Origin of the sequence: Dietzia aurantiaca (genome assembly GCF_021033825.1) — a bacterium.
Taxonomy (GTDB): domain Bacteria; phylum Actinomycetota; class Actinomycetes; order Mycobacteriales; family Mycobacteriaceae; genus Dietzia; species Dietzia aurantiaca.
This window is the reverse complement of sequence record NZ_JAIFXZ010000001.1, coordinates 83203-106568: the sequence shown is the minus strand read 5'-3', so window position 1 is coordinate 106568 and position 23366 is coordinate 83203. Positions and strand designations below refer to the sequence as shown.

At 70.2% G+C, this 23366-nt stretch carries 22 protein-coding genes; 15 read left to right on the top strand and 7 right to left on the bottom strand.

Annotated elements, in window-relative coordinates; genetic code table 11:
• Window positions 1–23: 23 nt before the first annotated feature.
• From K3888_RS00540 to K3888_RS00525, 4 genes are all read right to left on the bottom strand, one after another.
• Window positions 24–422 (bottom strand): carboxymuconolactone decarboxylase family protein, encoded by a 399-nt coding sequence (locus K3888_RS00540; protein WP_230928278.1) that lies wholly within the window; start codon window positions 420–422, stop codon window positions 24–26.
• Window positions 419–1420 carry an NAD(P)-dependent oxidoreductase gene (locus K3888_RS00535; protein WP_269074648.1) on the bottom strand — a complete coding sequence of 334 codons (1002 nt, stop codon included), beginning with the start codon at window positions 1418–1420 and terminating at the stop codon, window positions 419–421. Before K3888_RS00535 ends, K3888_RS00540 begins: the two co-directional genes overlap by 4 nt.
• A 14-nt stretch (window positions 1421–1434) precedes the next feature.
• Window positions 1435–2187, bottom strand: a complete 753-nt coding sequence (locus K3888_RS00530) for an SDR family oxidoreductase (protein ID WP_230928277.1) — start codon at window positions 2185–2187, stop codon at window positions 1435–1437.
• A gap of 68 nt (window positions 2188–2255) precedes the next feature.
• Window positions 2256–3731: an aldehyde dehydrogenase gene (locus K3888_RS00525; protein WP_372459508.1), complete on the bottom strand. Its 1476-nt coding sequence runs from the start codon at window positions 3729–3731 to the stop codon at window positions 2256–2258.
• A gap of 87 nt (window positions 3732–3818) precedes the next feature.
• On the opposite strand from K3888_RS00525, the gene K3888_RS00520 reads away from it, so the two are divergent.
• From K3888_RS00520 to K3888_RS00480, 9 genes are all read left to right on the top strand, one after another.
• A complete protein-coding gene (locus K3888_RS00520; RefSeq protein WP_230928275.1) occupies window positions 3819–4391 on the top strand; it encodes a TetR family transcriptional regulator in 573 nt (190 codons plus the stop codon).
• 8 nt (window positions 4392–4399) lie between these two features.
• Entirely contained in the window at window positions 4400–5617 is a 1218-nt protein-coding gene (locus tag K3888_RS00515; RefSeq protein ID WP_230928274.1) for a cytochrome P450, read from the top strand.
• Complete coding sequence (locus K3888_RS00510; protein WP_230928273.1) at window positions 5614–6408, top strand: SDR family oxidoreductase; 795 nt, start codon at window positions 5614–5616, stop codon at window positions 6406–6408. Before K3888_RS00515 ends, K3888_RS00510 begins: the two co-directional genes overlap by 4 nt.
• A gap of 89 nt (window positions 6409–6497) precedes the next feature.
• Window positions 6498–7796, top strand: a complete 1299-nt coding sequence (cyp51, locus tag K3888_RS00505) for a lanosterol 14-alpha demethylase (RefSeq protein WP_230928650.1) — start codon at window positions 6498–6500, stop codon at window positions 7794–7796.
• A 17-nt stretch (window positions 7797–7813) separates the two neighbouring features.
• On the top strand, window positions 7814–8014 hold the full coding sequence (locus K3888_RS00500) for a ferredoxin (protein WP_230928272.1): 201 nt from the start codon (window positions 7814–7816) through the stop codon (window positions 8012–8014).
• A 20-nt stretch (window positions 8015–8034) separates the two neighbouring features.
• A complete protein-coding gene (locus K3888_RS00495) occupies window positions 8035–8610 on the top strand; it encodes a nuclear transport factor 2-like protein (RefSeq protein WP_230928271.1) in 576 nt (191 codons plus the stop codon).
• Window positions 8611–8615: 5 nt separating this feature from the next.
• Window positions 8616–9890, top strand: a complete 1275-nt coding sequence (locus tag K3888_RS00490) for a hypothetical protein (RefSeq protein WP_230928270.1) — start codon at window positions 8616–8618, stop codon at window positions 9888–9890.
• A 43-nt stretch (window positions 9891–9933) separates the two neighbouring features.
• Window positions 9934–11649, top strand: a complete 1716-nt coding sequence (locus K3888_RS00485) for an AMP-binding protein (protein WP_230928269.1) — start codon at window positions 9934–9936, stop codon at window positions 11647–11649.
• Complete coding sequence (locus tag K3888_RS00480; protein WP_230928268.1) at window positions 11646–12539, top strand: SDR family NAD(P)-dependent oxidoreductase; 894 nt, start codon at window positions 11646–11648, stop codon at window positions 12537–12539. Before K3888_RS00485 ends, K3888_RS00480 begins: the two co-directional genes overlap by 4 nt.
• A 50-nt stretch (window positions 12540–12589) precedes the next feature.
• Here the strand turns inward: K3888_RS00480 and K3888_RS00475 are convergent, their stop codons facing one another.
• Entirely contained in the window at window positions 12590–14365 is a 1776-nt protein-coding gene (locus K3888_RS00475) for an AMP-binding protein (RefSeq protein WP_230928267.1), read from the bottom strand.
• A 203-nt stretch (window positions 14366–14568) separates the two neighbouring features.
• Here K3888_RS00475 and K3888_RS00470 point away from each other — a divergent pair, with 203 nt between their 5' ends.
• From K3888_RS00470 to K3888_RS00455, 4 genes are read left to right on the top strand one after another with little or no spacing between them, the layout of a single operon-like run.
• Complete coding sequence (locus K3888_RS00470) at window positions 14569–16095, top strand: CoA-acylating methylmalonate-semialdehyde dehydrogenase (protein ID WP_230928266.1); 1527 nt, start codon at window positions 14569–14571, stop codon at window positions 16093–16095.
• Between the two features lie 28 nt (window positions 16096–16123).
• Window positions 16124–17299: an acyl-CoA dehydrogenase family protein gene (locus K3888_RS00465; protein WP_230928265.1), complete on the top strand. Its 1176-nt coding sequence runs from the start codon at window positions 16124–16126 to the stop codon at window positions 17297–17299.
• Between the two features lie 3 nt (window positions 17300–17302).
• The gene (gene mmsB, locus K3888_RS00460; RefSeq protein ID WP_230928264.1) at window positions 17303–18199 is read left to right on the top strand and encodes a 3-hydroxyisobutyrate dehydrogenase; all 897 of its coding nucleotides are present in this window, start codon (window positions 17303–17305) and stop codon (window positions 18197–18199) included.
• Between the two features lie 28 nt (window positions 18200–18227).
• Entirely contained in the window at window positions 18228–19091 is an 864-nt protein-coding gene (locus K3888_RS00455) for a LuxR C-terminal-related transcriptional regulator (protein WP_230928263.1), read from the top strand.
• 104 nt (window positions 19092–19195) lie between these two features.
• On the opposite strand, the gene K3888_RS00450 is transcribed toward K3888_RS00455, so the two are convergent.
• Entirely contained in the window at window positions 19196–20509 is a 1314-nt protein-coding gene (locus tag K3888_RS00450) for a cytochrome P450 (protein WP_230928262.1), read from the bottom strand.
• Window positions 20510–20609: 100 nt separating this feature from the next.
• Entirely contained in the window at window positions 20610–21491 is an 882-nt protein-coding gene (locus tag K3888_RS17780; RefSeq protein WP_230928261.1) for a polysaccharide pyruvyl transferase family protein, read from the bottom strand.
• A 64-nt stretch (window positions 21492–21555) separates the two neighbouring features.
• Here K3888_RS17780 and K3888_RS00440 point away from each other — a divergent pair, with 64 nt between their 5' ends.
• Both K3888_RS00440 and K3888_RS00435 read left to right on the top strand, forming a co-directional pair.
• Complete coding sequence (locus K3888_RS00440; RefSeq protein ID WP_230928260.1) at window positions 21556–22395, top strand: glycosyltransferase family 2 protein; 840 nt, start codon at window positions 21556–21558, stop codon at window positions 22393–22395.
• 44 nt (window positions 22396–22439) lie between these two features.
• Entirely contained in the window at window positions 22440–23348 is a 909-nt protein-coding gene (locus tag K3888_RS00435) for a glycosyltransferase family 2 protein (protein ID WP_230928259.1), read from the top strand.
• The last annotated feature ends 18 nt before the right edge of the window (window positions 23349–23366 follow it).

Sequence of the window (23366 nt, the reverse complement as noted above, 5' to 3'; positions counted from 1 at the left end):
GGCACCAACCTAGTAGGCACCCCTCAGCTCTCGGCGCGGCGGGCGGCCTTGCGGGCCCGGGCCACATGCGGCCCCACGACGTTGCCGAGCTTGGTCCCGTTGGGCCAGCCCGCGTAGTAGCAGAGGAACAGTACGATCTCCTCGAGCTCGTCCGCCGTCAGTTCGCCGTTGCCCAGCGCCGCGCCCACCTGGATATCGGCGATGTCCGAGTTCCCCTGGGCGGTGAGGGCGCCGAGCAGCAGCAGCCGGCGGTCGCGGTGGGTCAGTCCGGGACGGGACCAGATCCGACCGAAGAGATGGTCGGCGGTCTCGGCGAAGTAGTCACCCGGCCCGTCCGACATCTCGAATCCGTACGCCTCGGTCATCATCGCCAGTCCGTGTGCGCGTTCCGGGCTCAACCCGGCGTCCGACTCGTTGCTCATCCGTGTACCTCGTCGTTGTTGTCGTCGTCGTTGTCGTAGGTCTCGGCGGCACCCGCGTCGGCGGCCAGGGCGATCTCGCCCGGCCCCACACCGAAACCGGCGCCCAGATCGCGCAGGGCGATCGCACCGAGCGGCAGGTCCACGCCGAGGCGATCGGCCAGGCCCAGGGCGAGCGACAGGTCCTTCTCGCCCAGGCCGCGGACATGGGTGAACACGCCGTGCCAGAAGTCGTCGGGATCGATCGGCGCGGTGGTGTCGCGGAGCATCACCGCGCCGGCACCGCCCGTGATCGCGTCGGTGTGCCGCACCACGCGGCCTAGCCCCGCGATGTCGATGCCGGCGGCCTCGGCCAGACGCGAGGCCTCGGCCGTCGCCGTGAAGGAGATGAAGTGCAGCAGGTTCCGCGCCAGCTTCATCCGCGTGCCCGCGCCCACCGCGCCGGCGTGGACAGGCATGCCCGCCCAGAGCCTGAACGCCGGCCTGCAGGCGTCGTAGACCTCGCGCGGGCCGCCGACCATCACCGCGAGTTCGCCGGCCTCCGCGCCCTGCGCGCCGCCCGAGACGGGGGCGTCGATCAGATGTACGCCGGCCGCAGAACACATTTCGGCCAGCTCTACGGCCGTCGAGTCGGAGATGGTCGAGTGGACGGCGATCACCGTTCCGGGGGAGGCGGTGCGCAGGATGCCGTGCGGGCCGTCGACCACGTCGCGGACCTGGGCGTCGTCGAGCACCGTCACCGAGATCAGTTTCGCCGCCCGGGCCACGTCCTCCGCGCGCTCAGCGACGGTCGCGCCCTCGGCGACGAACGGCTCGGTGGCCTCGGCGCGCACATCACACACCACGAGCCCGCCGGGCCAGGCGAGCAGTCGCCTGGCGATGGGCGCGCCCATGTTGCCCAGTCCGATGAAGCCGACCGGGGCCGGCGCGTCGTCCGGGGAGCCGGGGCCGATCGGCGCGGCGGCCGGATCGGTGGGGTCCACGTCGTCTGCGCCACTCATGGCCGGATGCTCGCTCACGATCTGATGACCTGTCCGCCGTCGACGTTGAAGATCTGGCCGGTGATCCAGCTGGCCTCGTCCGACAGCAGGAACAACAGCATCCCCACGAGGTCCTCCGGCTGGCCCATCCGCTTGATCGGCAGCTTGTCCACCATCTCGCTGACGATCGATTGTGGGGTGGTGGTGAGGTTGGCCTCGGTGGCGATCGGACCGGGCGCGATCGCGTTGATGCGGATGTTCGAGCCGCCCAGCTCGGTGGCCAGCTGCTGGGTGAGGCCGTTGACGCCCACCTTGGCCAGGCCGTAGAAGCCCGAGTACAGCCACGCCGCGGTGGAGGACTGGTTGACGATCGCGCCGCCGCCGGCGGCCGCCATCCTCTCCCAGCAGGCCCGCACCATGAGCAGCTGGCCATTGAGATTCACCGACATGAACTTCTCGTAGTAGTCCCACGGCACGGTGATGAGGAAGTCCAGCTTCATGCCGCCGAAGATCGCGGCGTTGTTGACCAGCATGTCGAGCCCGCCGAATCGCTCCACCGCGGCCTCGGCGCACGCGTTCGCCGAGGACTCGTCGGAGACGTCGGTGTGCTGGAAGAAGGCGTGGCCGCCGGCCTCGATGATCTCGGTGGCCACGCGCTCACCCTGCTCGGTGGAGACGTCGGCCACGACCACCTTGGCGCCCTCGGCGGCGAGCGCCTTGGCGTACTCCTCGCCGATGCCGCCGGCCGCGCCGGTCACGATCACTGTCTTACCGTCGAAACGTCCCATGGTCTGACTACCTTCTGTTGATGGATGCTGTGGAGTGGTGCCGGTCATCGGCGTGCGGCCGGCGCGGGTCATGCCGGCGTCGCGACGGACTTGATCTCGAGGTATTCCTCGAAGCCCTCGCGGCCCATCTCCCGGCCGATGCCGGACTGCTTGTAGCCGCCGAACGGCACGTCGGCGCCGTACCACTGGCCGCCGTTGACGCCGAGCGTGCCGGTGCGGATCCCGGCCACGACCTTCTCGACCCGCTCCGGATCGGTACCCCACACCGCCCCGGACAGGCCGTAGGGCGAATCGTTGGCGATCCGGATGGCGTCCTCGTCGCCGTCGTGCGGGATGATCACCAGCACGGGGCCGAAGATCTCCTCCCTGGCGACGCGCGCGGAGTTGTCGAGCCCGGAGATGAGAGTGGGCTCGACCCAGAAACCGCGGCCGAAGCCCTCGCCGGTCGGGCGGCCGCCGCCGATCTCGATCGTGCCGCCCTCGGCGCGGGCGAGCTCGATGTAGCCCTCGATGCGCTCGCGCTGGACGGCGGAGATCACCGGGCCGCAGAACGCGCCGGGGTCGGTGGGGTCGGTGGGGGTGAACGAGGCCATGGCGCCCTTGGCGGCCTCGATCGCCTCGGCGTACTTCTCGCGGGGCACCACGAGCCGGGTGGTCAGCGCGCAGCCCTGTCCGGCGTGGGTGCAGGTGTTGAGGGCGGTCATGAAGCAGGCGGTGCCGAGGTCGGCGTCGTCGAGCACGACCGACGCGGACTTGCCGCCCAGTTCCAGGAACACCTTCTTCAGCGATTCGGCTGCCGCCACCATGATCTTTTTGCCGGTCGATGTGGAGCCGGTGAAGGAGACCAGGTCGACCCGGGGGTCGGTGGTCAGCTGCGCGCCGATCCCGTGGTCGGAGGAGGAGATCACGTTGAGCACTCCCGCGGGCAGGTCCGTCTCCTCGGCGGCGATCCGGGCCACGGCCGCGGCGATGAGCGGGGTGTCGGGCGCGGGCTTGAGCACCACCGTGCAGCCGGCGGCCAGTGCGGGGCCGATCTTGGCCAGGTTGATCTGGTTGGGGAAGTTCCACGGCGTGATGGCGCCGACGACGCCGATCGCCTCGCGCCGGGTGGTGCGGTGCGAGCGCACGCCCATGATCTCGGACTCGCCCAGGTCCTCGGTCCACTGGTAGGCCTCGACGAGATCGGCGAGCCAGCCCAGGTCCGCGACGGGCCCCTCGAGCTGTGGGCCGGTCGTGAACATGTGGGGCGCCCCGACCTCGGCGATGGTCAGGGCGCGCAGCTCCTCCGTGTGCGACTGCAGCGCGTCGCGGAGCTGGCGCAGGCACGTCGCGCGGAATGTGTGGTCGGTGGACCAGTCGGTGGTGTCGAAGGCGGCGCGGGCCGCCGCGATCGCGGCGGCCATGTCCTCGGAGGTGGCGTCGGCGGCGGAGCCGAGGACCTCCTCTGTGGCCGGGTTGAGCACGTCGAACGTGGCGCCCGAAGTGGACTGCCGGAGTTCGCCGCCGATGAGCAGCGGTGCGGTGTCGGTGATGCTCGTCGTCACGGGGGACCTTCCGTCGGTCTGGGTGGACATCGGTTGGGTGGACAGCTGTCTAGACGATAGTCCGGCATTGGTGTACTGTCCAGACACATGTCCACTGCAGCCCGTTTCGAATCCACACGGCGGCGGCTCAACGGCCAGCAGGCCGAGACCGTCGACCGCCTGACCAGCGCTGCTGTCGAGGTACTTCGGGAGAAGGGTGCCGGAGGCCTCGCGGTCCGGGCCGTGGCGGCCAGGGCGGGCGTCGCCCCCGCGACCGCCTACACCTACTTCTCCTCCAAGGGACACCTCATCGCCGAGGTGTTCTGGCGTCGTCTCGATGACCATGCGACCGCACCCGTCGACGGTGGCTCCACGGTCGACCGGGTGGTCGCGGTGCTGCGCGATGTCGCGCTGTTGATCGCCGACGAGCCCGAGTTGTCCTCGGCGGTCACCGGCGCGCTCCTGGGCGACGATCCGGAGGTGTCCCACCTGCGCGTGCGGATCGGTGCCGACATCCGTCGCCGCCTGGTGGCGGCCCTGGGCGATCAGAACGACGACGACGTGGTGTCCGCGCTGGAGATGGTCTACGCCGGGGCGCTCGTCAGAGCAGGCATGGGCTACGGCTCCTACGCGGACATGGCGGACGCGATCGAATCCGCCGCACGACTGATCCTGAGGTGACATCGGATATGACCACCGCAACCCCCGCTCCGCTCGTGTTCAGTCCGTATGATTACGCGGTACACGAGGATCCGTATCCCTTCTACGCCCGTCTCCGGAACGAGGCGCCCGTCTACCGCAACGCGGAGCTCGATTTCTGGGCGCTGAGCAAGTACTCCGATGTGCGCGAGGCGTTCCGCGATCCCGAGGTCTTCTCCAGCGGTAGGGGGGTCTCGCTCGACCCCGCCGCGTACGGACCGCACGCCTACAAGACCATGTCGTTCCTCGCCATGGACGATCCCCGCCACGCCCGCCTGCGCCGGCTGGTCAGCAAGGGCTTCACCTCCCGGCGGGTGGACGCGCTGCGCGAGGGTATCGAGAAGATCTCCCGGGAGTACTGGGACGAGTGCCTCGAGCGCTCCCGCGACGGCGAATCGTTCGATTTCGTCGACGACTACGCGGGCAAGCTCCCGATGGACGTCATCTCCGACCTCATGGGCGTGCCCGAGGCGGACCGCGCGGAACTGCGACGGCTGGCGGACCTGGTGATGCACCGAGAGGAGGGCGTCCAGGACGTCCCCCAGGAGTCGATGGTCGCGGCGCTGGATCTCATCACCTACTACCAGGGCATGGTCGCCGAACGGCGTAGGTCACGCACCGAGGACCTCACGTCGGCGCTGATCGACGCGGAGATCGACGGCGAGAAGTTGGACGAGGACGAGATCCTGTCCTTCCTGTTCCTCATGGTCGTGGCCGGCAACGAGACCACCACCAAGCTCCTGGCGAACGCCCTGTTCTGGGGCCACGAGTACCCCGCGCAGTCCCGCCTCGTCCTGGATGACCCGGCGATGGTCACGCAGTGGGTGGAGGAGACGCTGCGCTTCGACACCTCGAGCCAGATGATCCTGCGCACCACCACGACCGAGACCACGATCCGCGGGGTGACGATTCCCGCGGACCAGAAGGTCCTGATGCTCATCGGATCGGCGAACCGGGACGAGGACGTGTTCCCCGACGGGGACGTCTTCGACCTGACCCGGGACACCTCCGCCAGCTTGAGCTTCGGCCAGGGCCCCCACTTCTGCCTGGGCGCCCATCTCGCCCGGCTGGAGGGCCGCGTCGCCCTGGACATGATCGCCACCTCCATCACCGGGTACGAACTGCTGTCCGGCGCGGAGCGCGTGCACTCCTCCAACGTGCGCGGGTTCGCACACCTGCCGATGCGGGTCGAGGTGCGGCACCGATGAGTCTGCGTTTCCCGCCCCAACTGGACAACGCGGTCCGGCCGGCCCTGGTCACCGGGGCCTCGTCGGGCATCGGCCGCGCCAGCGCCGAAGCGCTCGCCGCTCTGGGCCACCCCGTCGTCGTGGGCGCCCGCCGTGCCGCCCGCCTCGACGAGCTCGTCGCCACGATCCGTGAGGCAGGCGGCGAGGCCACGGCATGCGCGGTCGACGTCACCGACGCCGGCTCGGTGGCGGACTTCGTCGCCGCCGCGACCGAGGCCTACGGCGATCCCGAGGTGCTGGTCTCCAGCGCGGGAACGCTCACGATGGCGAGGGTCTGGGAGATGGACCCCGGGGAGTTCGCAGCCCAGCTCGACATCCATCTGTTGTCCGTGCACCGGCTGCTCCACGCGATCGTGCCCGGAATGGTCGACCGCCGCCGCGGCGACGTCGTCGTCATCGGATCCGACGTGGCCTACACCGCCCGCCCCCGCTCCGGCGCCTACGTCGCCGCCAAGGCCGGGCTGGAGAACATGGCCAACCAGGCCCGCAAGGAGCTCGAGGGCACCGGGGTCCGGCTCGGCGTGGTCCGCCCAGGGCCGGTGATGACCGAGATGGGCACCGAGTTCGACCCGGAGACCGCCGAATCCGTCATCAACGACTGGGTACGCCACGGCTTCGGGCGTCATCCACGCATGTGCAAACCCGCCGACCTCGCCCGGGGCGTCGCCGCGATGGTGTCGATGCCCCGAGGCGCACAGATCACCGAGCTGGAGATCCAGCCGGAGGCCCCCATCGAGGAGGACTACTCGTGACCAGCACCGGCAACCCCGTAGAGTTCCCGGACTTCTCCACGCTCGCCGAGCCGGGACGAGTCTCCGGCGGTGAAGGCGAGCTCGGGCACATGGACGAGCTGCGCGCCGACCCGATCAGTCTGTTCTGGCGGGTGCGCGAGGAATGCGGGGATCTCGGGATCTTCAGGATCGCCGACCGCGACATCTGCCTGGCCTCGGGCGCCGCCGCCAACGAGGCGTTCTTCCGAGCCCCGGACGAATCCCTGGACCAGGCGGCCGCCTACCCGTTCATGACGCCGGTGTTCGGCGAGGGCGTCGTCTTCGACGCCAGCCCCGAGCGGCGCTCGGAGATGCTCCACAACACCGCGCTGCGCGGCGAGCACATGCGTCAGCACGCGCAGACCATCCCGCGCGAGGTCGAGCGGATGGTGGCCGAGTGGGGCGACGAGGGCGAGATCGACCTGCTCGAGTGGTTCTCCGAGCTGACCATATACACCTCGTCCGCGTGCCTGATCGGACCGAAGTTCCGCGAGCAGCTCGACGCCCGGTTCGCCCACCTCTACCACGACCTCGAGCAGGGCACGGACCCCCACGCGTACATCGACCCGTACGCCGACATCCCCTCGTTCCGCAGGCGCGACGCCGCCCGCGAAGGCCTGGTGGAGCTGGTCTCGGCGATCATGGACGAGCGGATCGCCAACCCGCCGGCGGACAAGGACGACCGGGATCTGCTGGACGTGTTGGTCTCGGTCAAGAACGAGGACGGGACGTTCCGGTTCACCCCGGACGAGGTCACCGGCATCTTCATCTCGATGATGTTCGCCGGTCACCACACCACCTCCGGCACCAGTGCGTGGATGCTCATCGAGCTTCTCCGGAACCCGGACTACCTGGCCGAGGTCGTGGCCGAGCTCGACGAGATCTACTCCGATGGCGCCGAGTACTCGTTCGGTGCGCTCCGCCAGATGCCCAAGGTGGAGAACGCGCTCAAGGAAACGCTCCGCCTGCATCCGCCGCTCATCATCCTCATGCGGGTCGCCCAGGAGGACGTGCGGATCGGCGACTACGTGGTGCGTGCCGGACAGACGGTGGCCGCCTCGCCGGCGGTGTCCAATCGACTGCCCGAGGACTTCCCGGACGCCGACGCCTTCGACCCGGACCGCTATGCCGAGCCGCGGCAGGAGGACATCGTCAACAGGTGGACCTGGATCCCGTTCGGCGCCGGGCGGCACCGGTGCGTCGGCGCGGCATTCGCCCAACTGCAGATCAAAGCGATCTTCTCCGTACTACTGCGCGAGTACGAATTCGAACTCGCCCAGCCCGCCGAGAGCTACCACAACGACCACTCCAAGATGGTCGTCCAGCTGGCCAGGCCGTGCGTGGTCCGCTACCGCCGGCGACAGCGCTGAGGGAACAGGAGGACGCGATGAGAGTCGAGGTCGATTTCGACCTGTGCCAGGGGCACGCCGAGTGCCAGGCGGAGGCCCCCGACTGGTTCACGGTCGGCAAGGGCTCCGAGGCCAAGGTCCGCGCCAAGCGTGGCGAGATCCCCGACGACCAGCTGGCGGCCGTCAAGGACGCCGTCAGGTACTGCCCGACACAGGCACTCCGCCTGGTCGAGAACTGAGAAACCAGGAGACGAGTGACGTGACCCGATACGACCGTGCAGAGATCGCCGCTTTCGTCCAGAAATGGGTGGACGCGAACGCCGAGTGCGAGCGGAACAAGGACTGGCGACCGCTGGAGTCGTTCTACGCCGAGGACGCCACCTACGGCTGGAACTACGGCACCAAGGACGACTTCATGGCCGTCGGCCGTGACGAGATCCGGGACATCGCGCTCGGCCAGGAGATGGCGGGACTCGACGGCTGGGAGTACCCGTACATCCGGACGATCATCGACCCCGAGACCGGTGACGTGCTCTGTCTGTGGAAGCAGATCGCGCGCGGCACCGTCGACCCGAAGACCGGCCGGCCGTACGAGGTGCACGGGCTGGGCGGATCGTGGTTCCTCTACAACGGCAACCAGCAGTGGGCCTGGCACCGCGACTTCTTCGACTTCGGCAACGTCGTGGACCTGTTCATGCGCATGTACGAGGCCGATGCGCTCACCGATTCCATGAAGGCCCGCTTCGAGGGCGCCGGCGGGAAGCCCGCCGGTTGGTACCGCATCGAGGACAGCCCGGCCCCGCTCTGGCCGGTGTCGAGCCCGGACGAGGTCTGAGCCCCATGGCCCGGCTGTCGCGCCCGGATCCGCTCGAGACCCTGGACCACGCCTCACTCGCCCGGTTGCTGCCCGACCTCCTGCTGATCGGGCAGCTCATCGACAGGGCGGGGATGCCCGCGCTGCTCGGCGAGTTCGGCGTGGACGGCATGCGGGACGTGGCCATCGAGGAGTGGCAGGCCGCCAGCCCGCACTACACGCGCCGGATGAAGGAGGCGCTGTCGATCACCGGTGACGGCGTCGCCGAGATCTTCAAGGGCTTCCAACTCGACGTGGGCGCGCCGCCCGAGTTCATGGACTTCCGGTACGGGATCACCGACCACGACAACGGCGAGTTCTGGCTCGACCACTGTGGGGCGCTGATGGACGTCGAGCCCATGGGCGACCGGCTCGTGACGACGATGTGTCACGACATCGAGGACCCCACCTTCCCGGCCACCGCGCTGGCCACCAACCCCCGCGCGGTCGTCGAGCCGATCCACCGACCCCCGCGAAGCCCCGAGGGACGGACACCGCACTGTCACTGGGTGGTACGGATCGACCCGGACGCCCCACCGGCGCCGATGCCGGGGCCCGCGGTCGAGTCGGCGTCCAGCCGGCTCATCGACTTCCGGTTCGACCCGCCCGCCCCGCAGGACACCGCCGGCGAGGGCGAGCGCGACGACTACGCGGGCCCGCTGTTGACGGACCTTGTGTTCGGTGAATTCACCTCGGCGGCCCTCATCCGTGTCGTCCGCGAGGTGTATCTGCAGATGCACCTGCTCGCGGTGGGGTTCCACCAGTCGGTCCGGCGCCGCTCGGATCTTGAGACCGCCGACCGGCTGCTCGCGTACCAGGCCACGGGCATCGCGGGGGTCGCCGCGGGTCGCATCCGGGACGTCCTCGGCGCGGGCCCCGACGCCCGGGGGCTCGCCGCGGTCCTCGATAGCCACCCCCTGGCCGGGCCGACCGCCTACACCGGCTACTCGTCGCGGGTGTCCGACGACGGGCGCGAGCTCACCGTCTCCTGGGACACCTCCGCGGACGCATTCGCCGACGACACCTGGCTGCCGCTGATGGCCGCCGGCGACCTGCGCCCGCTCGAAGCCGCCGCACACGCGGTCGACCCGCACTGGACCGTCGAGGCCGTGCCCGGCGACGGCTCACGACTCGAGGCCGTTCTGCGTCTCGGAGAGGTGGCCGCGAAGGAATCGGACGAGGTCGCCGTGACCCGCATCAGCACGGGCGCGGCCTTCGACTTCGGTCCGGCACGCACGTCCCTGCCCATCACTCCCGTCTGACCCCGCATCCCACCCGAACCGCCTGATCCCGGAGGGCCCCGTCATGGCACACAATCTGGCTGACCTTTTCGAGCATGCCGCTGATGCGTACGGCGACGATCGGCTGGCCGTGGTCGAAAACGACCGGCGGCTGACGTACACCGGGCTGGACGAGGAGGCCAACAGGTGGTGCTCCGTCCTGGCCGACCTCGGGGTGGGCGCGGGTGATCACGTCGCCGTCCACCTCCGCAACGGCGTGGACTGCCTGGCACTGATCCTCGGCATCCTCAAGCTCCGTGCGGTTCCGATAAGCGTCAACTACCGCTACTCGGGCGCCGAGTTGCGCTACCTCTACGACTACTCCGATGCCTGCGTGCTGGTGTTCCACCGCGAGTTCGGGGCCGCGGTCGCCGGCGCGGCCGAGGGGCTGGACTCCGTCCGCCACACGATCGTCGTGGACGACGGATCCGGCGTGGAGCCCCTCCCGGCCGGGGCCCTGGACGCCCGCGCGCTCCTCGCCGCCGCCTCGCCAGAGCGGCCCGACGTCGAGCGCAGCGCCGACGACCTCTTCCTGGTGTTCACCGGGGGCACCACGGGCAAGCCCAAGGGCGTGATGTGGCGGCAGGAGGACCTGTGGCGCAGCCTCGGCGGTGGCGCTGACTATCACACCGGTGAACCGGTTCCGGACGAGTTCCACCAGTCGCGGTCGGGACTCGCGGGCGATCCGATGCGCTATCTCATCCTGCTGCCGCTGATCCACACCTCGGGCCTCATGCCGAGCTTCACCGGGCTGTTCGCCGGCGGGACCATGCACTACATTCCGCACTTCCGTGCCGACGAGGCGCTCGAGGAGATCGAGTCCGAGAAGATCCAGGTCGCCGTCGTGGCCGGGGATGCGATGGTCCGCCCGATCGTCGAACGCCTCAGGGAGAGCGGGGCCGACACCTCGAGCATGTTCATGATCTCCTCGGGTGCCGCGTTGTTCTCCCCATCGGTCAAGGCCGACCTGCTCGGATTGCGTCCGGACCTGATGATCATGGATGCGTTCGGCTCGTCCGAGAGCGGTTTCGGCGGCCTGGGGGTCGTCACCAAGGCCGAGCTCGACGACGGCTCCCTCTTCACCGACCACGGCCCGCGCATCCCGCGGGGCACCACGCTGCAACTGGTCGACGATTTCGACGAGCCGCTTCCCGACGATTCGACCGAGATCGGCTGGATCGTCAAGTCCGGCTACCAGCCCAGCGGCTATTACAAGGATCCGGCCAAGTCGGCCGAGACGTTCCGTGAGGTCGCCGGCACCATGCGGGTGTTCACCGGGGACCGTGGCCGCTATGACGGTCCGGCCACGATCATCATGCTCGGACGCGGCAGCCAGGTCATCAACTCCGGCGGTGAGAAGATCTTCGCCGAGGAGGTCGAGGCGGCGCTGAAGGCGGTGGACGGGATCGTGGACGCTGTGGTGCTGGGCATTCCCGACGAGCGCTTCGGACATCGTGTCGGCGCGGTGATCGAGTGGGCCGTCGGGCACGACGGTCGGTTCGACGAGGTCGAGGCGTCACTGCGCGGGAGCCTGGCCGGCTTCAAGGTCCCGGCGGCTCTGTGGGTCGTCGGGAAGGTCGAGCGGCATCCGAGTAGCAAGACGGACTACGGGTGGGCGCGCACGCTCGTCGCCGATCGCGCGCCCGACCACGACCGACGTACCGGTCGGGCGCGCGGCACGGATCAGGACCACCGAACCGATCAGGACCGCCGGACCGATGTCGAGGGCGCGCCCGCATGACCCCGTCCGCCGACGGTTCACGGCTGCGCCTCGACGGGCAGGTCTTCGCGATCACCGGTTCGTCCCGCGGCATCGGTGCCGCAGTGGCCGAGGACCTCGCGTCCCGCGGTGCGGACGTCGTCCTCAACGCCCGCGACAACGCCGCACTGGAGCGGCAGGTCGCGGCGTTGGCGGCGCGCTCGGACGGGCGGATCACGGGTGTCGCGGGATCCGCCCATCTGCCCGAGGTGGCGCGTGAACTCCTCGAGCGGGCCCGCGAGGGCGACTCGGTGGTGGCGGGACTGATCGCCTGCGCCGGGGTGGCCGAGCCGCCGGGGTCCTCGATCCTCACCGTGGGGCACAGCGAGTTCGCCGATCTCATGGACGCCCACCTGGGGACGGTCTTCGCGACCTGTCGCGAGTTCGCCCCTCACTTCGTCGAGGCGGGGGCGGGGACGATCGTCACCACGTCCTCGTTCGCATGGAAGGGCGACTACGGGGGGACGGGGTATCCGGCAGGCAAGGGCGCAGTGACGTCGTTGACCATGGCGATCGCCGCGGAGCTGGCGGAGCACGGCGTACGGGCCAACGTGGTGTGCCCCGGCGCGCGCACCAGGCTGTCCGAGGGCGACGACTACGAGGGGAAGATCCGCGAACTGGGGCGTAGGGGGATGCTCGACGAGCTCAGCGTCGCCGGTGCACTCGACCCCGCCGGGCCCCGGTACGTGGCGCCCCTCTACACCTATCTGGCATCGGGATTGTCCGCCGGGATCACCGGGCGGGTGTTCGCCGGCTCGGGCGGCTTCCTCGGAAAGTTCCCCACCCCCGAGGCACAGCTCCTGGCCTATCGGGACTTCCACGACAGCCCACCCTGGACTCCCGAGGAGATCGACGTCCACCTCCGCCGCTGACGAGCATCCGCGCCGGTGCCCGCAGGTTCCGGCGTCCGCGCGCGCGGGTGTCAGCGGAGGGCGTCCTCGCGGAACTCGCCGGGGAAGTCGACGGACGGGCCGTTGTCGACCTCGCCCCTGCGCAGCTCCACGCGCCGGATCTTGCCCGAGATGGTCTTGGGCAGATCCGTGAACTGCAGGCGGCGGATCCGCTTGTAGCCCGCCAGATGGGTGCGCGAGTACTCGAAGATCTCGCGGGCCGTGTTCTCGTCCGGCGCCCAGTCTCCGGCGAGGACGACGAAGGCCTTGGGCACGCTCAGCCGGACCGGATCGGGGGAGGGGACCACCGCCGCCTCCGCGACCGCCGGGTGCTCGAGCAGCACAGATTCCAGCTCGAACGGGGAGATCCGGTAGTCCGACGACTTGAACACGTCGTCGGTGCGGCCGACGTAGGTGATGTACCCGTCCGAGTCCCGCGAGCCCACGTCACCGGTGTGGTAGAAACCGTCGGCGTACGCGGCCTCGGTGCGCTCGGGGTCGCCGTGGTAACCGACCATCAAGCCCAGCGGGCGGGGATCCATACGCAGGCAGATCTCGCCCTCGGCACCGTCCTCGGTGACCTCCCGGCCGGTCGCGGGATCGACGAGCGCCACGTCGAAGCCCGGGCAGGGGCGGCCCATCGAGCCGTCCTTGATCGGCTGGCCCGGGGTGTTGGCGATCTGCACGGTCGTCTCGGTCTGACCGAAGCCGTCGCGGATCGTCACCCCCCAGGCGTCGCGGACCCGGCCGATCACCTCCGGGTTCAGGGGCTCGCCGGCTCCGACGGCCAGGCGCGGCGGGTTCTTCAGCTGCGCCAGGTCGGCCTGGATGAGCATGCGCCACACGGTGGGCGGGCAGCACAGGCTGGTCACGCCACAGCGGTCCATCTCGCGCATCATCGCGGTGGCGTCGAAGCGGGAGTAGTTGTACAGGAAGACGCACGAGCCCGCGATCCACGGCGCGAACACGTTGGACCAGGCGTGCTTGGCCCAGCCGGGCGAGGAGACGTTGAGGTGGACATCGCCCGGCTGCAGACCGATCCAGTACATGGTCGACAGGTGGCCGGCCGGGTACGAGGCGTGCGTGTGCTCGACAAGCTTGGGCTTACTGGTGGTGCCCGAGGTGAAGTAGAGCAGCAGGGTGTCGTCCGCGCGGGTGGTGTGGCTCGGCTGGAAGTCCGGCGAGGCGTCCATCGCGGCCGCGATGTCGGTCCAGCCTTCAGCGGCTCCGCCGACGGTGTCCGATTGCGCGGCTCCGCCGACGGAGTCCGATTGCGCGGCTCCGCCGACGGAGATGCGCTGGTAGTCGCCGGAGATCGACGCGAATCGCTCGGCGAGTTCGGCGCGGGCGATCACGTGCTTGATCCCGCCGCGCGCGATGCGATCCCGCAGGTCGCCCTCCGCGAGGAGCGTCGTGGCCGGGATGACGACCGCGCCGAGCTTGATCACGGCGAGCATCACGTCCCACAGCTCCACCTGATTGGCGAGCATGAGCAGGATCCGGTCGCCCGGCTCGACCCCGCGGTCGCGGAGCCAGTTGGCGGTGCGGTCGGACCGGATCCGCATCTCGTCGAACGAGTACTTGGCCTCGGTCGGTGCGCCGCCGCCGTCGTGCTCCTCGACGATCCACAACGCCGGGTCGTCGTTCCCTTCGGCCTGGACATCGAACCAGTTCAGCGCCCAGTTCCACTCGTCGAGCTCCGGCCAGACGAATCCCGCCCGGGCGGCGTCGTAGTTCTCGGCGTTCGCCTGGAGGAAATCGCGGGCGGCGCGGAACTGTTCGGTGGCCTCGGTGGAGAGCGGCGGCATGGATGCTCCTGTCGATGAATCGTAAAGTGAGTCAGCTCACAGTAGGGCGGGGGGTGTGTCCGCGGTACACCCGAAAGGGGAGGGGTGCGGGCAATCCGGGCCCCGACCCTGGATTACTAGGAGGTGCAAGTATATGGTGATGATCATCACGGGAACGGGCGCGGCCACCAGAGGTCGCCACCCACACGTCAGGAAGGACGTCCATGTCGGATCTCAGGCAGGTCGAGCACTACATCAACGGAAAGCGCGTCGCCGCGACCGGCGGTCGCAGCCAGGAGGTGCTCAACCCGAGCACCGGTGAGGCACAGGCGGTCGTGCCGCTGGCGACCACCGCCGAGGTCGACGACGTGATCGCCAAGGCCGCGGTCGCCCAGAAGGAGTGGGCGGCCATGAACCCGCAGAAGCGCGCCCGCGTGCTCATGCGTTTCGTGGCGCTGGTCAACGAGAACATGGACGAGCTCGCCGAACTGCTCGCGATCGAGCACGGCAAGACCACCCCGGACGCCCGGGGCGACGTCCAGCGCGGCCTCGAGGTCATCGAGTTCTCCATCGGCATCCCGCACCTGCTCAAGGGCGAGTACACCGAGAACGCCGGCACGGGCGTCGACGTCTACTCGATGCGCCAGCCGCTCGGCGTGGTCGCCGGCATCACCCCGTTCAACTTCCCCGCCATGATCCCGCTGTGGAAGGCCGGCCCGGCGCTGGCGTGCGGTAACGCGTTCGTGCTCAAGCCCTCCGAGCGCGACCCGTCCGTGCCGGTGCGCCTGGCCGAGCTGTTCACCGAGGCCGGTCTGCCGGACGGCGTGTTCCAGGTCGTGCACGGTGACAAGGAGGCCGTCGACGCCATTCTGAACAACGACACGATCAAGGCCGTCGGCTTTGTCGGCTCCACCCCGATCGCGCAGTACATCTACGAGAACGCGGCCCGCACCGGCAAGCGCGCGCAGTGCTTCGGTGGCGCCAAGAACCACGCGATCATCATGCCGGACGCGGACTTCGACCAGGTCGCGGACGCCCTGGTCGGTGCCGGTTTCGGCTCGGCCGGTGAGCGCTGCATGGCCATCTCGGTTGCCGTCCCGGTCGGCGAGGGCACCGCTGAGAAGCTGCTCGAGAAGCTGCTGCCGAAGGTCAAGGAGCTCAAGGTCGGCCACAGCCACGACCCGCAGTCGGACTACGGCCCGCTGGTCACGCCCGAGTCCAAGGCCCGGGTGCTCGACTACATCGACCAGGGCGAGAAGGCCGGGGCGAAGATCCTCGTCGACGGCCGCGGCGTCGGTGCGTACACCGACGAGTTCAACGGCGAGGACATCTCGGGCGGTTACTACGTCGGCCCCACGCTGATGGACAACGTCACCACCGACATGAGCGTCTACACCGACGAGATCTTCGGGCCCGTCCTCACGATCGTCCACGCCGAGAGCTTCGAGGACGCCCTGCGTCTGCCGAACGAGCACGAGTACGGGAACGGCGTGGCCATCTTCACCCGCGACGGCGATGCCGCCCGCGAGTTCGTCTCCCGCGTCGAGGTCGGCATGGTCGGCGTCAACGTGCCGATCCCGGTCCCGATCGCCTACCACACGTTCGGCGGCTGGAAGAAGTCCGGATTCGGCGACCTCAACCAGCACGGCCCGGAGTCGATCAAGTTCTACTCCAAGGTCAAGACGGTCACGCAGCGCTGGCCCTCGGGCATCAAGGACGGTGCCGAGTTCGTCATCCCGACGATGGACTGACGTCGGTCACCGTAGGAGAGGAACAGTGATGTTCACCCTTGATGACGACGACAAGGTCATCGTCGACGCGGCCCGTGACTTCTCCGAGAAGCGGATCGCGCCCCGGGCACAGGAGTGGGACGCGACCCATCATTTCCCTAAGGACGTCCTCCGCGAGGCGGCCGGGATGGGCATGGGCGCGATCTATGTCTCCGAGGACGTCGGGGGCAGCGGGATGCGTCGTCTGGACGGCGTGCGCATCTTCGAGCAGCTCGCCCGCGGCTGCCCGTCGGTGGCGGCGTACCTGTCGATCCACAACATGTGCGTGTGGATGATCGACGAGTTCGGCACCGACGAGCAGCGGCGGCAGTGGATCCCGAAGCTGGCCTCGATGGAGCTCTTCGCGAGCTACTGCCTCACGGAGCCGGGCGCGGGTTCGGATGCGGCGGCGCTGCGGACCAGGGCGGTCCGGGAGGGCGACGGCCCGAACGCCGAGTACGTGCTCACCGGCACAAAGCAGTTCATCTCCGGTGGCGGACAGTCGGACGTGTACGTCGTGATGGCCCGCACCGGCGATCCCGGCGCGAAGGGCATCTCGACGTTCATCGTCCCGGCCGATTCCGAGGGGCTGAGTTTCGGCCCGGACGAGCAGAAGATGGGCTGGAACGCACAGCCCACCGCTCAGGTGATCATGGAGGGCGTCCGCGTGCCGGCCGCCAACCTCATCGGCGGAGCGGACACCGGTGGCGAGGGCCTCGGCTTCACCATCGCCATGCGGGGACTCAACGGCGGCCGCATCAACATCGCGGCGTGTTCGCTGGGCGGCGCCCAGCAGGCGTACGCGCAGGCGGTTGCCCATCTGCGCGATCGCGAGGCGTTCGGTGGTGCGCTCATCGACGAGCCGACCATCCGGTTCACCCTGGCCGAGATGGCCACCGAGCTCGAGGCCAGTCGACTCATGTTGTGGCGCGCCGCCGCGGCCCTGGACGCCAAGGAGCCGGACCACGTCGAACTGTGCGCGATGGCCAAGCTGTTCGTGACCGATCGGTGCTTCGACATCGCCGACCGGGCGCTGCAGCTGTTCGGCGGCTACGGGTACCTGGCCGAGTACGGAATCGAGAAGATCGTGCGAGATCTCCGGGTGCACCGCATCCTGGAGGGGACGAATGAGATCATGCGTGTCGTCGTCGGCCGGGCCGTCGCCGCACGCGGACTGGGAGCGTAGGACATGAACAACGGTTCGCAGACGGTGGCGTTCCTCGGCCTCGGCAACATGGGTGGGCCCATGGCGGCCAATCTGGTCGGGGCGGGCCACGAGGTCCGCGGCTTCGACCCGGTCGAGGCCGCCCAGAACGCCGCGCGGGACGCGGGTGTGACCGTGTGCGCCTCGCCGGCCGAGGCCGTCGAGGGGGCGTCGGTGGTCATCACGATGCTGCCCAACGGCGCGTTGGTCACCTCGACCTACGAGGAGGTACTGCCCAAGGCCGGGAAGGGGACGTTGTTCATCGACTCCTCGACGATCTCGGTCGACGACGCGCGTGCGGTGCATTCCACGGCCGTCGCCGCCGGCATGCTGCAGGTGGACGCCCCGGTCTCCGGCGGTGTCAAGGGCGCCACCGCGGGGACCCTGGCCTTCATGGTCGGTGGCGAGGACGAGGCCTTCGCCGCGGCGCAGCCGATTCTCGAGCCCATGGCCGGCAAGGTCATCCACTGCGGTGCCGCCGGTGCCGGTCAGGCGGCGAAGGTCTGTAACAATATGGTTCTCGCGGTCCACCAGATCGCGATCGGTGAGGCGTTCGTCCTCGCCGAGCGGCTCGGGCTGGAGCACCAGGCGCTGTTCGACGTCGTCACCGGGGCCACCGGCAACAGCTGGGCGCTGCACACCAACTGCCCGGTTCCCGGACCGGTGCCCACCTCTCCGGCCAACAACGACTTCACACCCGGCTTCGCCACGGCCCTGATGAACAAGGATCTGGGGCTCGCTCTCGCGGCTCTGGAGAGCACGGGAACGGTCGCTCCGCTCGGCGCGGCGGCGGCAGCCCTGTACGACGAGTTCGCGCAGGACAACGGCGGCAAGGACTTCAGTGCCATCATCACCAGCATCCGCGAGTCCGCGGGGAGCTGACCACCTGTAACCCTCGGGAGAGAAGACCATGTCCACCCACCGCCCCAAGGACTCGGACGCCGTGCTCGGCGCCCTTCGGAGAGTCCGGCAGGAATCCGGGTTGCCGATGGTGTTCGCCGGCGAGGCCGACGGCGAGACCGCGCAGCTGACCCGGTTCATCGGCGCCCGCACCAGTTCGATGCAGGGCCTGGCCGTGGCCAAGGGGCGTGGGCTCGGCGGCCACGTCATGGCCTCCGGTCGTCCCGCGACCGTGCGGGACTACGAGGACTGCTCCAGCATCACCCGCGACTACGCGGCCGCGGTGGAGCTCGAGGGGCTCCGGGCGATCATCTCGGTGCCGGTCATGGTCTCCGGGGTGGCGCGGACGATCCTGTACGGCTCGGCGCGAGTGGCAACCCAGCTGGGGGATCAGGTCGCGCGGACTTTCACCTCCGTGGCCGCGGAGCTGTCGTCGGAGTTCCAGATCCGTGACGAGGTGGACCGTCGGCTCCGGATGGCCGATCTGGCCGCCGCCGAGCAGGGCGCCGGATTGGAGGCGACCGACCGCGAGCAGATCAGGATGCTGCACGGCGAACTCCGGGCGATCGCCGCGGAACTGGGCGACGCCGCGCTGCGGAATCGGCTGCTCGCGGCCGGCTCCGCGCTCGCGGGGGTCGGCAGGGCCCCGGACGCCGCGGACACTCCGGTCCAGGACAAGCCGGTTCTCTCGCCGCGGGAGATCGACGTGCTCGCCCAGGTCGCGTTGGGATGCTCCAATGCCGAGGTGGGCGCGCGATTGTCGCTGTCTCCCGAGACGATCAAGGCGTACCTGCGCAACATCGGCACCAAGCTGGGCACGCGGTCACGCATGGAGTCCGTCGCCCGCGCGCGGCTGCTCGGCGTCCTGCCCTGATCTGCCCACGCCTGCGCTGACCTGCCCTGATCTGTGTCGCCAGGACCCGGTGGGCCAGTACATACCCGCGACCGCGTCCGGCGGCCGCCGGCCGGATCCGTTGGTCAGGTGGTGACGGTTGCGCGGTAGCGCAGCCGCACGCCGGTGGCGGGGCGGGTCAACATCCGGGTCCACGGGAACGTCAGGTCGTCGGCGTCGTCGCTGATCTCGACGCCGGGGCGGCACAGCGCGGCGACGGTCGCGGACAGGGCGGTGACGGCGATCTTCTCGCCGGGACAGCGGTGCCCGGTGCGCACCCCGGCGCCGCCCTGGGGGATGAACGCCGCGAGTTCCTCGGCGTCGGCCACGTCGAGGAACCGCTCCGGATCGAATGTCCCGGCGTCGTCCCAGTGATTCGGGTCCGTGTTGGTGCCGAGAATATCCAGGAACACGCGTTGGCCGCGGTGGACGGGACAGCCGCCGATCTCGGTGTCGACCGCGGCGAGGGCGGGCAGCATCGGAACGAACGGGTACACCCGCCGGACCTCCTGGGCGAACGCGACCGCCTCCGGGATGTCGGTGAGGCGCCCGGTGGCGGTCGTCGCCTCGCGGATCCGCCGCGCCCAGTCGGGGTGTTCGACCAACGCCACGGCGGCGAAGGCCGCGAAGCGTGCGACGGCCACGGTGGGCCGGGTGAGATTCTGGAGTTCGACGGCCGCGGTGTGGTCCGACACGAGAGCACCGTTCTCATCCCGCAGGTCGGCGATCGCCGCCAGCACCGAGTCCGCCGCGACGCGTGTGTGGCCGTCGCGGGCACCGTCGCGGGCGCCGCGGATCAGGCCGGTGGCCCAGCGGTCCAGCCTCGCCCGTTCGACCCACGCCAGGGGATTGGTGGCCGGGCGTCCGAACGTGTCGAGGAGCCTGCTCATCTGATGCGCCCTGCGGTCGGCTTCCCCGGTGGACACCGGCACACCCGCCCACCGGAACGCGGCGCGGCCGAAGGCGACGGTGGTCGCGTCGTACACCGATCCCGACCGCTGCCGGGAGAGCGCCGCGAGCATCTCCTCCAGTTCCTCCGAGACGCAGGTGGCGAACGCCCCGACCCGGGAGTCGTCGTACGCGAGGTCCGCGAGCGCGTTCTTCCGCGCGCGATGCGCGTCGCCGTCGAGACCGTGGACCGCGCCGGCGCCGAACAGCGGACCGCGAACGAACGCGGGCATCGCGCCGTCACGCCGGAACAGGTCGGTGTCGTAAAAGAACCGGACGCCCTCCTCACCGCGCACGAGCAGCGACGATCGGCCGAGCAGGCGGATGGGGACCGGCGAGTCGGAGCCCGGTTCGAGTCCGGCGGCGCGGCGCACCCGGGAGGCGAAGAGGTACCCGGATCTCAGGAACTCGGCGGTCTGGTCGAGGAGACGGGCACCGGGTCGGTTCGACATAATTCGGACCTCCACACATCGGGACTGGGGACGTCGGTCACCCTAGGAGCGTCGGGGCCGGGGCGCTTCCGGTCGTCGCGGGCGACCACGCGATTCCCGGTCAGGACCGCAGTGCATGCACCAGCTCGTCGAGCATGCCCTCGTCGGGTCGGTCCCCGCTGCGCGCCTGCGCGGCGGCGCTTCCGGCGTCGGACAGACACCACCGCCACCAGCGGTCGAGCTCGCCCGGCCGGAGCGTCCCGGTGCTGAGGACCGCGGGCCAGTCCCAGGCCGAGGCCTGTGCCGACACCTTGCCGCCGCCGTGGACCGGGTCCACGGCCAGTGCCGGGACGCCCTCGTGGAGCGCGAGGACGAGCCCGTGCATCCGCATGGTGACGACGGCGTCGAGTCGGTCGATCACCGAGGCGACATGCTCCGGGCCGGTCGGCAGCCGCCAATCCCGCGGGTCGAGCCGAGTCTCGAGCGGGATGAGCGCGGCGTCGAGACCGCCCAGCCACGCGGTCAGGGTCGACACGACGTCGTCGTGGCCGCGGCGTGAGCCGTACTCCTGCTGCCCGGCGGTGAGATATACGCCCACCACGGGCCGGGACCCGGAGGAGATCTGGGCGGACAGGTCCCGCCGGGCCAGGGAGCCGGGAGAGTCCCGGGCGACGACCGAGTCGAACATCGCCACGACCGGATCGGCGTGGTCGACGACGCTGACGTCCACGGCGACGCGCCGACAGTGCGCGAACCGCCGGAGGATCTCTCCGACCGGCTCACCCGACGCGGGACCACACACGAACACCAGGTGGGTGTAGGCCGCCGGATCGGCGTACTCGAGACGCAGCCCGCCCGGCGGGCACATCACCTCGCTCCACGCGGTGTCGTTCGCGATGCGCTCGCGGCGCAGGCGTCGGACGACCACGTCCATGGCGAGAACGTCACCCGCGGTCGCCTCGCCGTGGAGGGGGCTGGACCAACCGACGATGAGGGCGCGCACCCTCGCCAGCCTGCCTCAGCCCGACCGGTGCCGCCACCCGGGCGGAGTCGATACGGTACGGGCGATGACCCCAGACATGACCGTGGTCGTGGCCTCGCGGAACCGGAGGGACGACCTCCACGCGACGTTGCCGCGGCACACCGCGCCCGTGATCGTCGTCGACAACGACTCCGCTGATGACTCCGTCGACGTGTGTCGGGCCGCGGGGCCGCACGTTCGGGTGATCCCGCTGGAGGAGAACCTCGCGGCCCGGGCCCGCACCGTGGGCGCCCGCGCGGCCACGACCGAGCTGGTCGCCTTCGCCGACGACGACTCGTGGTGGGAGCCGGGGGCACTGGAGCTCGCGGCCCGCCTGTTCGAGCAGCACCCACGCCTCGGGTTGATCGCGGGGACGATCCTGGTCGGCCCCGACGGCGAACCCGACCCGATCAACACGGTGCTCGCCACGTCGCCCCTCGGCACCGAGCCGGGCGCCCCCGGGCCGGCGCTCCTGGGGTTCGTGGGCTGCGGCGCGATCGTGCGTCGATCGGCGTTCCTCGACGTCGGCGGTTTCGACGACGTGATCCGGTTCCCGGGGGAGGAGGAACGCGTGGCGCTCGACCTGGTCGACGCGGGGTGGCAGGTGTGCCACGTTCCGGAGGTGATCGCCCACCACCACCCGTCAGTGGTGCGGGATGTCGCCGGCGTCCGACAGGCGGGCCTCGCCCGCAGCCGGCTCCTCACCGCCGTCCTGCGGCTACCGCTGCCGGAGGTCCTTGCCGAGGCCCGGCGCTGCCTGCACACCACGACCGGGCGCCGCGGCCTGGTCATGGCGTTGCCGCGGATCCCCGCCGCGTGGGCCGCGCGCCGGCCGGTCGGTCCGGACGTCCTGCGCGCGCGGGCCCGACTATGCGGCGCGACGTGAGGACACCGGCCACCTCGAGAACGGGAGACGAGACGATGGATCACATGAGCGACGAGCGACCCGACTCACGGGTGAGCGTCGTCATGATCACCTGGAACCGCCGCGAGGAGGCACTGCTCGCCCTCGAGCGGCTGCGGACACTGCCGGAGCGGCCCGAGGTGTTCGTGGTGGACAACGGGTCGACCGACGGCACCGCGGCGGCGGTCGCCGGACGGCACCCCTGGGCGCGGCTCATCGCCAGTCCGACCAATCTCGGCGCCGTCGGCCGCACCCTCGGCGTCGACTCCGCGCGGACTCCCTACATCGCCTTCTGCGACGACGACACGTGGTGGGAGCCGGGGTCGCTGCGCGCTGGCGCGGACGCGCTGGACGCCCATCCGGGTCTCGGGGTGGTGACCGCCCGCATCGTCGTTGAGCCCGGCGGCGAGGTCGACCCGATCGTCGCCGAGCTCGAGAACTCGCCCGTGGTCGGCCCGGAGTGGCTCCCCGGCCCGGCACTCGGGAGCTTCCTCGCGGGGGCGAGCATCATCCGCAGAGCGGCTTACCGGGAGGTGGGCGGGTTCCACGAGCGGTTGTGGCTGGGCGGCGAGGAGGAGTTGATGGCCGCCGACCTCGCCAGCGCCGGCTGGGAACTGTGCTATCTCGAGGACCTGCTCGTGCACCACCAGGCGTCGGTGCTGCGGGATCCTCACCTCCGGCGGCGGCACGGTATCCGCAACACGCTGTGGTTCACCTGGCTGCGGCGACCACTGCGAGCCGCCCTGCGGCGTACCCGCGACGTCCTCGCCTCGGCGCCGCGTGACCGTGTCACGGTGGCGGGCGTGTGTGATGCGGTACGCGGTCTGCCGTGGGTGCTGCGCGAGCGCCGGCCGCTGTCGCCCTCGGTAGAGGCGCGGTTCCGGGCGCTCGAGGCCAGCCAGCGGGAGAGCACTGCGCGGAGGTACTCCAGCTGAACGGTGGCCGGCCGGGTC